The sequence below is a fragment of the Pantoea sp. Ep11b genome (assembly GCF_040783975.1).
Classification (GTDB): Bacteria; Pseudomonadota; Gammaproteobacteria; order Enterobacterales; family Enterobacteriaceae; genus Pantoea.
This window is the reverse complement of record NZ_CP160631.1, coordinates 3,602,129-3,615,342: the sequence shown is the minus strand read 5'-3', so window position 1 is coordinate 3,615,342 and position 13,214 is coordinate 3,602,129. Positions and strand designations below refer to the sequence as shown.

13 protein-coding genes and 1 other RNA gene are annotated in these 13,214 nt (G+C 58.1%); 10 read left to right on the top strand and 4 right to left on the bottom strand.

The window, feature by feature from the left end; genetic code table 11:
• From mscS to AB1748_RS16955, 3 genes are all read left to right on the top strand, one after another.
• On the top strand, positions 1-882 hold the full coding sequence (gene mscS, locus AB1748_RS16965) for a small-conductance mechanosensitive channel MscS (protein WP_293774601.1): 882 nt from the start codon (positions 1-3) through the stop codon (positions 880-882).
• A 122-nt stretch (positions 883-1,004) separates the two neighbouring features.
• Positions 1,005-1,628, top strand: a complete 624-nt coding sequence (gene argO, locus AB1748_RS16960; RefSeq protein ID WP_111140641.1) for an arginine exporter ArgO — start codon at positions 1,005-1,007, stop codon at positions 1,626-1,628.
• A 145-nt stretch (positions 1,629-1,773) separates the two neighbouring features.
• Entirely contained in the window at positions 1,774-2,499 is a 726-nt protein-coding gene (locus AB1748_RS16955; RefSeq protein WP_367395811.1) for an oxidative stress defense protein, read from the top strand.
• A gap of 30 nt (positions 2,500-2,529) precedes the next feature.
• Here the strand turns inward: AB1748_RS16955 and AB1748_RS16950 are convergent, their stop codons facing one another.
• On the bottom strand, positions 2,530-3,435 hold the full coding sequence (locus AB1748_RS16950) for a LysR family transcriptional regulator ArgP (protein ID WP_111140639.1): 906 nt from the start codon (positions 3,433-3,435) through the stop codon (positions 2,530-2,532).
• A 181-nt stretch (positions 3,436-3,616) separates the two neighbouring features.
• Between AB1748_RS16950 and rpiA the strand changes: the two genes are divergently transcribed.
• Together rpiA and serA are read left to right on the top strand one after the other, a co-directional pair.
• Positions 3,617-4,276 (top strand): ribose-5-phosphate isomerase RpiA, encoded by a 660-nt coding sequence (gene rpiA / locus AB1748_RS16945; protein WP_111140638.1) that lies wholly within the window; start codon positions 3,617-3,619, stop codon positions 4,274-4,276.
• 279 nt (positions 4,277-4,555) lie between these two features.
• On the top strand, positions 4,556-5,794 hold the full coding sequence (serA, locus tag AB1748_RS16940) for a phosphoglycerate dehydrogenase (protein WP_111140637.1): 1,239 nt from the start codon (positions 4,556-4,558) through the stop codon (positions 5,792-5,794).
• A 150-nt stretch (positions 5,795-5,944) separates the two neighbouring features.
• Here serA and AB1748_RS16935 read toward each other — a convergent pair whose 3' ends face one another.
• The 3 genes from AB1748_RS16935 to zapA all read right to left on the bottom strand — a co-directional run bounded on the left by AB1748_RS16935 (position 5,945) and on the right by zapA (position 7,169).
• Complete coding sequence (locus AB1748_RS16935) at positions 5,945-6,538, bottom strand: 5-formyltetrahydrofolate cyclo-ligase (RefSeq protein ID WP_367395810.1); 594 nt, start codon at positions 6,536-6,538, stop codon at positions 5,945-5,947.
• Positions 6,539-6,615: 77 nt separating this feature from the next.
• Positions 6,616-6,799: non-coding RNA, 6S RNA (gene ssrS, locus AB1748_RS16930), on the bottom strand.
• A gap of 40 nt (positions 6,800-6,839) precedes the next feature.
• Entirely contained in the window at positions 6,840-7,169 is a 330-nt protein-coding gene (gene zapA, locus AB1748_RS16925) for a cell division protein ZapA (protein ID WP_111140635.1), read from the bottom strand.
• 170 nt (positions 7,170-7,339) lie between these two features.
• Here zapA and AB1748_RS16920 point away from each other — a divergent pair, with 170 nt between their 5' ends.
• From AB1748_RS16920 to gcvT, 5 genes are all read left to right on the top strand, one after another.
• A complete protein-coding gene (locus tag AB1748_RS16920) occupies positions 7,340-7,918 on the top strand; it encodes a YecA family protein (protein WP_111140634.1) in 579 nt (192 codons plus the stop codon).
• Between the two features lie 46 nt (positions 7,919-7,964).
• The gene (pepP, locus tag AB1748_RS16915) at positions 7,965-9,287 is read left to right on the top strand and encodes a Xaa-Pro aminopeptidase (protein WP_367395809.1); all 1,323 of its coding nucleotides are present in this window, start codon (positions 7,965-7,967) and stop codon (positions 9,285-9,287) included.
• A complete protein-coding gene (gene ubiH / locus AB1748_RS16910) occupies positions 9,284-10,462 on the top strand; it encodes a 2-octaprenyl-6-methoxyphenyl hydroxylase (RefSeq protein WP_111142081.1) in 1,179 nt (392 codons plus the stop codon). Before pepP ends, ubiH begins: the two co-directional genes overlap by 4 nt.
• 13 nt (positions 10,463-10,475) lie before the next feature.
• The gene (ubiI, locus tag AB1748_RS16905) at positions 10,476-11,678 is read left to right on the top strand and encodes an FAD-dependent 2-octaprenylphenol hydroxylase (RefSeq protein WP_111142082.1); all 1,203 of its coding nucleotides are present in this window, start codon (positions 10,476-10,478) and stop codon (positions 11,676-11,678) included.
• 431 nt (positions 11,679-12,109) lie between these two features.
• On the top strand, positions 12,110-13,207 hold the full coding sequence (gene gcvT, locus AB1748_RS16900) for a glycine cleavage system aminomethyltransferase GcvT (protein WP_367395808.1): 1,098 nt from the start codon (positions 12,110-12,112) through the stop codon (positions 13,205-13,207).
• Positions 13,208-13,214: the final 7 nt, after the last annotated feature.

The window sequence follows — 13,214 nt, the reverse complement described above, 5'->3', positions numbered from 1 at the left end:
ATGGAAGAGTTACACGTCGTCGACGGCATCAATAACGCGGGCAACTGGCTGATACGCAATCAGGCGCTGATCCTCAGCTATGCCGTTAATATCGTTGCGGCCATCGCCATTCTTATTGTCGGGATGATTATCGCCCGCATTATCTCTAACACGGTCAATCGCCTGCTGCGCGCCCGTCACATCGACGCCACGGTCGCGGATTTCCTCTCTGCACTGGTGCGTTACGGCGTCATCGCCTTTACGCTGATCGCCGCGCTGGGACGCATTGGCGTCCAGACCGCCTCGGTGATCGCCGTGCTGGGTGCCGCCGGTCTGGCCGTGGGTCTGGCCTTACAGGGCTCGCTCTCAAACCTGGCGGCTGGCGTACTGCTGGTGACCTTCCGTCCGTTCCGGACCGGTGAATTTGTCGATCTGGGCGGCGTCATGGGCACCGTCCTGCATGTGCAGATCTTCTCCACTACACTGCGCACGGCAGATGGCAAAATTGTGGTCGTGCCCAACGGCAAGATCATTAGTGGCAACATCGTTAACTTCTCGCGCGAACCGGTTCGCCGCAATGAATTTATCATTGGCGTCGCCTATGACGCGGATGTGGATGAGGTGATCGCCTTACTGCAGCAGGTGGTTGAAGCTGATAGCCGCGTGCTGAAAGATAAGGGCATTCAGATCGGCCTGAACGAGCTGGCTGCCTCCTCTCTCAACTTCGTAGTGCGCTGCTGGAGTAACAGTGGAGACCTGCAGAATGTCTATTGGGACCTGATGAAGAACTTCAAGCGGGCGCTGGATGAGAAAGGTATCGGTATTCCTTATCCGCAGATGGATGTGCATCTGCACACCAGCCGTCAGCCGGAGGCCGCTTCAGCCGGGGCACAGCCGCAGTAATCCTTTTGGGCGGCTGCAGTCGCCCATTAATTTTGCTAATCGCAGATTAAATCTTTCAATTTCCGCTTATTATCTTCTCTCCTTATACTTCATCACATCCAATCCTGTGAGGAAGTTATTCCGTGTTATCTCTCTATTTTCAGGGGCTTGCCCTGGGTGCTGCGCTGATCCTGCCACTGGGCCCACAGAACGCGTTTGTCATGAATCAGGGTGTGAAGCGTCAGTATCATCTGATGACGGCGGCACTCTGCTCGCTGAGCGATATTCTGCTGATTTGTGGCGGGATCTTCGGCGGCAGCGCACTGCTGAACCAGTCGCCGCTGCTGCTGATGGCGATCACCTGGGCAGGCGTTGCCTTTCTGTTGTGGTACGGCTGGGGTGCGCTGCGCAGTGCTTTTCGCGGCGACGCCGATCTGGCGGATGGCGAGCTGTTAAAGCAGGGCCGCGGGCGGATTATCGCAACGCTGCTGGCGGTCACCTGGCTCAATCCGCACGTCTACCTTGATACTTTTGTGGTACTGGGCAGTCTGGGCGGTCAGCTGCCGACCACCACAGCGCGCCAGTGGTTCGCACTGGGGACCATCAGCGCATCGGTTCTGTGGTTCTTCGGTCTGGCGCTGCTGGCAGCGTGGCTCTCTCCGCGACTGCGCACGGTGAGAGCACAGCGCATCATCAATCTGCTGGTCGGCGCGGTCATGTGGTTTATCGCCCTGCAGCTGGCACGCCAGGGTATGGCTGGTTTTTGATCCCGGCCCGCGATCCGTGCCGGTAATTGCCGCATGGCGGGCGAACTTTTGCCATAATGACCACTCAAAGCATGGCGCATACCGATGCGCTGCTGGGCTTCGCCGGTTAGAAGCCGTCATAGTGACCTTTTCAAGGAGGACTTTCATGAAACTGAAAGCATTGGCTCTGGCCGCAATCATGAGCGCCGGGGCACTGCCTGGCGTACACGCTGATGAGTTACCAAACGGGCCCCACGTGGTGACCTCAGGCAAGGCAATAGTCGATGCCCGTCCCGATATCGCCACGCTCTCTATTGTGGTGAATGTCTCATCCAAAGACGCTGCCGATGCGAAAAAGCAGGCGGACAGCCGGGTTGCACAATATTTCGATTTTCTGCAGAAAAACGGTATTGAGAAGAAAGATATCGATGCCGCTAACCTGAGCACTCAGCCTGAGTATGACTATACCAAAGAGGGGAAATCGGTGCTGAAAGGCTACCGTGCCGTCCGTCAGGTGCAGGTCACGCTGCGTCAGCTGGATAAGCTGAACGATCTGCTGGATGGGGCGCTGAAGTCCGGTCTGAACGAGGTTCGCAGCGTCGAGTTAGGCGTGGCCAACCCGGAGAGCTACAAAGAGCAGGCGCGTAAAGCGGCGATTCAGAATGCGACCCAGCAGGCCTCTCAGCTGGCGGAAGGATTCAACGCGAAGCTGGGGCCGATCTACAGCATTCGCTATCAGGTTGCCAACTATCAGCCGATGCCGATGAACCGCATGTATAAAGCGGCGGCGGCACCAGAGACTTCTGCGCAGGAGACCTACGATCAGCAGAGCATCAACTTTGACGATCAGGTCGATGTGGTGTTTGAGATCAAGCCCAACGCGGCACAATAAAAAAACGGGGCTGATGCCCCGTTTTTGTTTTCAGGCGGCGGCCTCATCCTGACGCAGCACCCGATGTCCATGCGCAATCAGCGCATCGGTCACCCGGCGCATTAACCGGCTTTCTGGCGCAAACCGATGCCAGTAGAGCATCCGGCGCTGATAGAGGCCCGGCGTCAGATCGATCAACTCACCGCTCGCCAGCTCACGCTCAATCTGCAGATGCGGGATCATACAGCAGGTCGAGCCCTGGCGTGCCATCTGCACAAAAGCCTCCGAGGAGTTCACGATGTGGCAGGGCACGCTGCCGGGTGACAGGTCAAAGTTCTGCTGCAGAAAGGCCTGATGCATATCGTCAAGATGATCAAACGCCACCGCAGGCGCTTTCAGCAGGGCCGAGCGTGTGACGCCGTTGGGGAAGAAGCGATCGGCAAAGTCACGCGACGCCACGAACAGGTAGTCGAGCGCGCCGAGCTGATCCACCAGGCAACTGGGCAGAGGCTGCGGCTGGATACTGACCGCACCGACGACTTCACCGCGACGCAGGCGCTCCTGCGTGCGGGTCTCATCTTCAACCTGCAGGTTAAGGCGCACTGGCGAGTCTGCCAGCACATCCTTCAGCGCAGGCAACAGCCAGGTTGCCAGACTGTCGGCGTTGACCGCCAGCGACAGCAGCAGCGGCGTGGTGCCACTGTTCTCATCGCCCAGCCACTCCTCTTCCAGCAGTTCCACCTGATGCAGTAATGCCAGTAGTTTCTGACCCTGTTCGGTGGGCCGCGGTGGCACCGTGCGCACCAGCAGCGGCTGACCAAACAGGTTCTCCAGCTGCTTGATGCGCTGCGACACCGCCGACTGAGTGATGCACAATTTCTGTGCAGCACGCTCAAATCCGCGTTCGCGGATCACTGAATCCAGCGCCTGAAGCGTTCGATAATCCGGGCGTTTCATTTTTGTTTTCTCTCCTTCAGGGTGGACGTCACTATGCCACAGAAGTGTCACCGGTGATGGCTCACTTGTTTTTGTGGGCTGGCTTCCAAACCGATAAATCCACGTCGGTCAGCCGCGCATTTTCAGCAAGCCTTGTTTTATACTACGCGCACTTCGTTGTCGCACAGGTTTTAAACATACCATGACCCAGGATGAACTGAAAAAAGCCGTTGGCTGGGCTGCACTTGAGTACGTGCAGCCAGGCACTATTGTTGGTGTCGGTACCGGATCGACCGCGTCCCACTTTATCGATGCGCTTGCCACGGTCAGACATCAGATTGACGGTGCCGTCTCCAGCTCCGATGCCTCGACCCAGAAGCTGAAAAGCCTGGGCATTCAGGTGTTCGATCTGAACGAGGTTGACCAGCTGTCGATCTATGTCGATGGCGCGGATGAGATCAATCCCCGGATGCAGATGATCAAAGGCGGCGGGGCGGCGCTGACGCGGGAGAAAATCGTGGCCGCGGTGGCGCAGACCTTTATCTGCATTGCGGACGCCTCCAAAGAGGTGGATATCCTGGGCCGTTTTCCGCTGCCGGTTGAGGTGATCCCGATGGCGCGCAGCTACGTGGCGCGTGAACTGGTGAAAATGGGGGGCCTGCCGGAGTATCGTCAGAACGTGGTTACCGACAACGGCAACATTATTCTCGACGTGCATAATCTGCGTATCCTCGACCCGATCGAACTGGAAAAAACTATCAATGCCCTGCCAGGCGTGGTTACCGTTGGCCTGTTTGCCGCGCGCGGTGCCGATATCGCGCTGATCGGCGGGCCGGATGGGGTGAAAACCATCAAAAGATGATCTGGCCGGCGTCACTCCGGCGCCGGTTATTTCTGCCTGCAAATCATCTTTTCTCGCCAGGATGAAATTTGGTGACTTATGTCACATAACTGTCATCGGCAGCGGGTTCGTTCTCTCTTCCACGCCCACCTCATGATTTTGTCCGGCAATGTGCTGCCGTCAGCCGTTGCCGTGCTGGCCTTCGGGCAATCGTTTGTATTGCCGGACGCGATTTTTTTGATATTTTGACAGAAGGCTGGCTTATGGTAGTCCTCATTGAACGCTGAATAGGATCGGGAAATGGCAAAGGTATCACTGGAAAAAGATAAGATTAAGTTCCTGCTGGTGGAAGGTGTCCATCAGAGTGCGCTGGATAACCTGCGGGCAGCAGGCTACACCAACATCGAATTCCACAAGGGCGCACTGGACTCTGACGCATTAAAAGCATCGATCCGCGATGCGCATTTCATTGGTATCCGTTCCCGCTCCCAGCTCACTGAAGAGATTTTTGCCGCGGCTGAAAAGCTGGTTGCCGTGGGCTGTTTCTGTATCGGGACCAACCAGGTGGACCTGGACGCTGCGGCCAGCCGCGGGATCCCCGTGTTCAACGCGCCGTTCTCCAATACCCGCTCAGTAGCGGAACTGGTGATTGGTGAGATGCTGCTGATGCTGCGTGGCATCCCGGAAGCGAATGCGAAAGCTCACCGTGGCATCTGGAACAAGAATGCCAAAGGGTCGTTTGAAGCGCGCGGCAAGAAGCTGGGTATCATCGGTTACGGTCACATCGGTATGCAGCTGGGCGTGCTGGCGGAAAGCCTGGGGATGCACGTCTTCTTCTACGACATTGAAAACAAGCTGCCGCTGGGTAACGCCACCCAGGTTCGTCATCTGGCCGATCTGCTTAACATGAGCGATGTTGTCAGCCTGCACGTACCGGAAACCCTCTCCACGCAGGATATGATTGGTGCAGAGCAGCTGGCACAGATGAAGCCTGGTGCGCTGCTGATTAACGCCTCACGCGGTACCGTAGTCGATATTCCGGCGCTGTGCGACGCGCTGGCCAGCAAGCAGGTGGGTGGCGCTGCTATCGACGTCTTCCCGGTCGAGCCGGCCACCAACAGCGATCCTTTCATCTCTCCGCTGAGCGAGTTCGATAACGTAATCCTGACGCCGCACATTGGCGGCTCAACGGAAGAAGCGCAGGAGAACATCGGGATTGAAGTGGCGGGCAAGCTGGCGAAATACTCCGACAACGGATCAACCCTGTCAGCGGTGAATTTCCCGGAGGTGTCGCTGCCGATCCACGGTATCAGCGCCAGCCGTCTGCTGCATATCCATGAGAACCGTCCGGGTGTGCTGACGGCCATCAACCAGATTTTTGCGGAGCAGGGCATCAACATTGCCGCGCAGTATCTGCAGACCTCGCCATTTATGGGCTATGTGGTGATCGATATTGATGCGGAGCCAGAAGTGGCGGATAAAGCCCTGCAGCTGATGAAGGCCATTCCGGGCACCATCCGCGCCCGTCTGCTTTACTAAGTCGTTCAGACAGGAGGTGGTGCAAGGTCGCGCCACTTCCCGTTGTCAGCAACGTCAGGCTCAGGCTGCTTTGCGGCTGAGCCCGTTCCTTTTACGCTGCACTCTTTTTTCTGCCCGATCGGGTTTTTCAGCCGTCTGAAAAGGGCGCTGCTACTCCCACTGCCAGAGCGTCGACGGCGTGATGACCGCAGGCAGCGGCACATCCCACTCTGCTACCGGCAACTCCTCTACCTGCTGACAGTCGTGCGCCACACCCACGGGCAGGAAGCCGTGCTGCCGCCAGTGCTGCAGCGTGCGATCGTAGAAGCCGCCGCCCATTCCCAGCCGCTGCCCGTGGCGATCGAATGCCACCAGCGGCACCAGCATCAGATCCAGCTGCTCCAGCGTGATCAACTGCCGGATATCCAGCGGCGGTTCCGGGATGCCCAGCCTGTTCGTCATCAACGGGGTGTCGGGCGTGTAGCGTAAAAAGAGTAAATGACCGGGAGAGAAGGGGTGTAACACCGGCAGGCAGACCGTTTTTTTCAGGTGCCAGAGCCGGGCGATCAGTGGCCGGGTATTGAGCTCACCATCGACAGAGAGGAACAGCGCCACAGTGTCTGCCGCAGAGAGTGGCGCGAAGTTCAGGGCGAGTTCAGCGAGCTGTTCCGCCGCCTGAGCCTGCTGCTCATCGGTCAGAGCACGCCGCAGATGGCGGACCTGCTGACGAATCGCCTGACGTTGTGTCATGGAAGGTTCTGACATGATTTCCCCGCCGGATAAGCCGCTGAGCAGCCACTATAACATGTCGGTCGGGGGAAAAAAGCAGGACGAAAAGAAGGGAGATCTCCGAGATGCCGCCGCAGGCTGTAACCCTTGAACCCTTGGTTCAAGGTGAACATGCCGTCGTAACCATCAGGCTTCTCGGACGAACCGAGCATGCACACAGGTTACAGAGCGTCACATTCTGTTTTTTCGAAATATCGGCTCAGGGGACTGGCCCACATGCAAACATCTCAGAGAAAATTTACCTCACCGTTGCCTGACACAGAGCAACCATGAAGTTTTATTCGAACTTCGCACCTTCACGTTCAGAGATGCGACCCTGCTCAACCAGTGCCTGTTCAATCGTCTGCTGCAACATACGGATGCGCTGTTCCATATTAGCAGCATAGTCGCGCGTTTTCACTTTCTCCTGCGCCAGCTCGTGGCAGATGTTTAACGCGGCGATGAACACCAGTTGTTCTGTATTTGTGACTCTAGTGCGAACTTTTAGATCTTGCAACCGTTGATTGAGATCGTCAGCCGCGCTATTGAGCGCATCTTGCTGCTCTGGCGGACAATTCACTCTCAACGAACGACCAAAAATTTGTAAATCTACCGGTTGTGCAGACATGCCACCTTCCTGACTGATTACTTCGCTCGCAACTCCCTTAGCAGTCAATGGCTTGGGAGGCGGGCAACTATATAGACCCACGAAATAAGATACAACCCCTTTTCTGGAAACCTTGAGGCAGCTAGTGGTAGCATAACACGAACTTATTCTGCCAACGACGATGAAAACTTATGTCCTTACAGAACGCAACCCCCGATTACAACGCGCTTGCCGCCGTACTCTCACAGCAGGGTGTGGGAATGACACCAGCAGAAATGCACGGTCTCCTGAGCGGCATCCTTTGCGGCGGTAACCAGGACACCAGCTGGAAGACGCTGGTACACGATCTGGCTAACGAAGGCATGGCGTTTTCACACACTCTTGCCGTGCCACTGGCGGCGCTGCATGAACACACGGCGACTACACTGGAAGATGACGGTTTCCTGTTTCAGCTGCTTCTGCCCGCTGACGATGACATCACCGTCTTTGACCGCGCCGACGCGCTGGCCGGCTGGGTTAACCATTTTCTGCTCGGCCTGGGCGTAACACAGCCTAAACTGGATAAAGTCACCGGTGAAACCGGCGAAGCTATCGACGATCTGCGCACGATTGCACAGCTCGGTTACGAAGAAGATGAAGACCAGGAAGAGCTGGAGCAGTCGCTGGAAGAGGTGATCGAATATGTGCGCGTGGCGGCACTGCTGTGTCACGACAGCTTCACCCGTCCGCAGCCCACCGCGCCAGAAGTTCAGAAGCCGACGCTACACTGATTTCAGGGCAACCCGTTTAACCGGTCAGTTTACAGGGAGTGCAGAAATGATTTCACTGGAACGATTCCTGCAGCGCCGTCAGGCACTGCTGGCGGAGATGGCGCCAGGAAGCGCAGCGCTGATTTTTGCTGCGCCCGAAGTAACCCGCAGTAACGACAGCGAGTATCCGTTCCGCCAGAGCAGCGATTTCTGGTATTTCACCGGGTTCAATGAACCGCAGGCGCTGCTGGTGTTGATTAAAAGCGATGAAAATCATAACCACAGCGTGCTGTTTAACCGGGTACGCGATCCCAACGCAGAAATCTGGTCTGGCCGCAGGCTGGGCCAGCAGGCGGCGCCGGAAAAACTGGGCGTCGATCGCGCTTTACCCTGGAACGACATCGGCGAACAGCTTCACCTGCTGCTCAACGGCCTGGATGTGATCTACCACGCGCAGGGCGAATACGCCTACGCGGATACGCTGGTCTCCGGCGCGCTGGATAAGCTGCGCCGCGGGTTCCGCCAGAATCTCAGTGCGCCAGCGACCGTGACGGACTGGCGTCCGTGGGTGCATGAGATGCGCCTGTTTAAAGATGAGGATGAGATCGCGCTGCTACGCCGTGCCGGGGAGATATCCGCGTTGGCGCATACCCGCGCGATGCAGACCTGTCAGCCGGGCATGTTCGAGTATCAGCTCGAAGGGGAAATTCATCACGAATTTACCCGTCACGGTGCACGTTATCCCTCCTATAACACCATCGTGGGCGCGGGCGAAAACGGCTGCATTCTGCATTACACCGAAAATGAAAGTGAGATGCGCGATGGCGATCTGGTGCTGATCGATGCGGGCTGCGAGTTCCAGGGCTATGCAGGCGACATCACCCGAACCTTCCCGGTGAACGGCAAATTCAGCCCGGCCCAGCGCGCTATCTATGACATCGTACTGGCCTCCCTGAAACGCTCGCTTGAGCTGTTCCGTCCCGGCGTCAGCATCCGTGAAGTGAATGATGAAGTGGTACGCATCATGGTCACGGGGCTGGTGGAGCTGGAGATCCTGGAGGGTGATGTCGATACCCTGATCGCGGAAGAGGCGCATCGCGCATTCTTTATGCATGGTCTGAGCCACTGGCTGGGTCTGGATGTGCATGATGTCGGTCATTATGGCACCCCCAGCCGCGATCGGATTCTGGAGCCAGGCATGGTGTTAACCGTCGAGCCTGGCCTCTATATCGCGCCGGATGCGGATGTGCCCGCCCGCTATCGCGGGATTGGTATCCGCATCGAAGATGACATCGTGATCACCGAAACCGGCATCGAGAATCTCACCGACAGCGTCGTGAAAGAGGCCGATGAGATTGAAGCATTGATGGCGGCGGCTCGACAGGCATGACGATTCTGATTGCCGGTGGCGGCATGACCGGGGCGACGCTGGCGCTGGCGATCTCCCACCTGACTCAGGGCACGCTGCCGGTTACGCTGATTGAAAGCAGCGAGCCGGGCAGCCGCGCGCATCCGGGTTTTGATGGCCGTGCAATTGCGCTTTCTGCCGGCACCTGCCAGCAACTGGCGGACATTAACCTGTGGCAGCACATCGCCAGTTGTGCCACGCCGATTACCGATATCCACGTTTCTGACCGGGGTCACGCCGGTTTTGTCTCGCTGACGGCAGCAGATTACGCTATTCCGGCGCTGGGGCAGGTGGTCGGTCTGTTCGACGTCGGGCAGCGGCTGTTTGCGGAGCTGAAAAAGGCCCCGGGTGTCACTCTGCGCTGTCCGGCCCGCGTAGTCCGCGCGGAGCGTACCGCGCAGCAGGTGGAGGTGACGCTGGATAATGACGAGCGGCTCAGCGGTCAGCTGCTGATCGCGGCAGATGGGACGCGCTCTGCGCTGGCCGCCTCCTGCGGCATCCAGTGGCAGAGAGAGGCCTATCAGCAGATTGCTGTGATCGCGAATGTCTCTGCGGCACTGCCGCATCAGGGACGGGCGTTTGAACGTTTCACCGAGCATGGCCCGCTGGCGCTGCTGCCGATGTCCGACAACCGCCTGTCGCTGGTCTGGTGTCATCCGGACACGCAGCGCGACCGGGTTGCACAATGGAGCGACGCCGACTTTCTCAGCCAGCTGCAGCGCGCCTTTGGCTGGCGACTGGGCAAATTTACCCATACCGGCCGGCGCGAATATTATCCGCTGGCGCTGCATCAGGCGGTGTCACCGATTGCGCACCGCGTGGCGGTCGTCGGCAATGCGGCTCAGACGCTGCATCCGATTGCCGGGCAGGGCTTTAACCTGGGGCTGCGCGATGTGATGTCGCTGGCTGAAACGCTGGCCGCCGCCCATCGGCAACAGCAGGATCCCGGCAGTTATCCGGTGCTGCATCACTATCAGCAGCGTCGCCAGGCCGACCGCACTGCCACCATCGGCATCACCGACGGGCTGGTGCGCATCTTCGCAAATCGTTATGGACCGCTGGTGGCGGGACGTAACCTGGGCCTGCTGGCGATGGATCATCTGCCGTGGCTACGAAATCAACTGGCCGAGCGCACGCTTGGCTGGGTCAAGCGTTAATAAAGAGGCTCAGATGCAAACTTTTGATGTGGTGATTGCCGGTGGCGGTATGGTGGGACTGGCGGTAGCCTGTGGCCTGCAGGGCAGCGGACTGCGCATTGCCGTGCTGGAGAAATCGCCAGAGCCATCGATGGCGCTGAGTGCGTCACCCTCCATTCGCGTGTCAGCCATCAATGCCGCCAGCGAACGGCTGCTGCAGAAGCTCGATGTCTGGTCGGCCATTCTCTCACAGCGATGCCGCGCGTATCACGGTATGGAAGTGTGGGACAGAGACAGTTTCGGCACCATCGCCTTTGACGATCAGCAGCAGGGCCTGTCGCATCTGGGCCATATCATCGAGAATCCGGTCATTCATCATGCGCTCTGGCAGCGCGCCACTGAGTGCAGCGATGTTACGATCATGGCGCCCGCGCAGCTGCAGCAGGTTGCCTTTGGTGACAACGAAGCCTTTATTACCCTGCAGGATGGCACCATGCTGAGTGCGCGACTGATGATTGCCGCCGACGGTGCCCACTCCTGGCTGCGCAACAAGGCTGACATCCCGCTGACCTTCTGGGATTACGATCATCACGCGTTAGTGGCCAACGTTCGCACGGAAAAGCCGCATGACGCGGTGGCCCGTCAGGTGTTCCACGGCGACGGCATTCTGGCCTTCCTGCCGATGCAGGACCCGCATCTGAGCTCGATTGTCTGGTCGCTCTCACCGCAGGAGGCGAGCCGTCTGGAAACCATGCCGGACGCGCTGTTCAATCAGCAGCTCGCCGTGGCGTTTGATATGCGGCTTGGCCTGTGCCAGCTGGAGAGTGAACGCAAATCGTTCCCGCTGGTGGCGCGCTATGCCCGTCAGTTCGCTGCGCACCGTCTGGCGCTGGTGGGCGACGCGGCGCACACCATTCATCCGCTGGCAGGCCAGGGCGTGAACCTGGGCTTTATGGATGCCGCTGAGCTGATTGGTGAAATTCGCCGCCTGCATCAGCAGGGAAAAGATATCGGTCAGCACCTCTACCTGCGCCGCTACGAGCGCAGCCGCAAGCACAGCGCGGCCATGATGCTGGCAGGCATGCAGGGCTTCCGTGAAATGTTTGCGGGTAATCATCCGGCGAAAAAACTGCTGCGCGACGTGGGCCTGAAACTGGCCGATCGTCTGCCGGGCGTCAAGCCGATGATGCTGAAGCAGGCGATGGGGCTGAACGACTTGCCCGCCTGGCTCCGCTAATATCCCCCCTCTGAAAGCCAGCCTGCGCTGGCTTTTTTTATCGCTTAACGCCCTCTGCACCCTAAAAAGGCAACGCTGCACCAGCAGGGTTCCTCATTTGATTTATTCTAATTTTGCCGCTCAATTCGCATTAGTTTTTTTCATTTCCGACGTTTCTGCGGCTGGCATTTTTTTAACATCCCGGACGTCGTCTCGCATAAATTTGCTACGTATATTTAGAAGACCTGCATTTATTGCGCGATTAATCACAAAATCGCAGTTTTTTATCCTGCTGCCTCCCCTTCCTGGTTAGGCTGTGCTTCTGATTTCGCCCCCGGTTTGCTTATGGTTAATCTTCAGATTCGGTGGTAACGTCAGCCGTAAGAGAACGTTTGCGTCGGTGCTGAACGCCGGCGCACTTTTGCACTCACTCGCTTCTGCACAGGATCGTTATGACTCAGCAAACACCTCTGTTTGAACAGCATCAGGCCTGCGGTGCCCGCATGGTGGATTTTCACGGCTGGATGATGCCGCTGCACTATGGCTCGCAGATGGATGAGCATCATGTGGTGCGCACCGACGCCGGTATGTTTGACGTCTCCCACATGACCATTGTCGATCTGACGGGCCCGCGGACCCGTGAGTTTCTGCGTTATCTGCTGGCAAACGATGTGGCAAAACTGACTCAGCCGGGAAAAGCGCTCTATACCGGCATGCTGAATGCCTCAGGTGGCGTCATTGACGATTTAATTGTTTACTTTATGAGCGAAACTTTTTTCCGGCTGGTGGTTAACTCCGCGACCCGTGAAAAGGATCTCGCCTGGATCGCGCAGCACGCCGAAGGCTATGGCATCACGATTGCCGAACGCAATGACCTGGCACTGATCGCCGTGCAGGGTCCGCAGGCGCAGCAGAAAGCTCAGACGCTGTTCACCGCAGCGCAGCGCGAGGCAGTGGCGGGCATGAAACCTTTCTTCGGTGTGGAGTCGGGTGATCTGTTTATCGCCACTACCGGCTACACCGGAGAGGCGGGCTATGAGATTGCCTTACCCGCTGCGGAAGCGGCCGGGTTCTGGCAGCGTCTGCTGGCTGCCGGCGTTAAGCCCGCCGGACTGGGCGCGCGCGACACGCTGCGACTGGAAGCGGGTATGAACCTCTATGGTCAGGAGATGGATGAAAGCGTCTCCCCGCTGGCCGCCAATATGGGCTGGACTATCTGCTGGGAACCCACCGATCGCGATTTCATCGGCCGGGAGGCGCTGGAAATGCAGCGCGAACGGGGCACCGACAAGCTGGTGGGGCTGATCCTCACAGAAAAAGGGGTGCTGCGTAACGGCCTGCCGGTACGCTTCACCGATAGTCAGGGGCAGTTGCAGGAGGGGATCATCACCAGCGGCTCTTTCTCACCGACACTGGGTTGCAGCATCGCCCTGGCGTGCGTACCGGCCAGCATCGGCAGCAGCGCCATCGTTGAGATCCGTAACCGCCAGATGCCGGTCCAGGTAACCCGTCCCGTTTTTGTCCGCGCCGGTAAACCGGTCGCTCAGTAAATTTTAT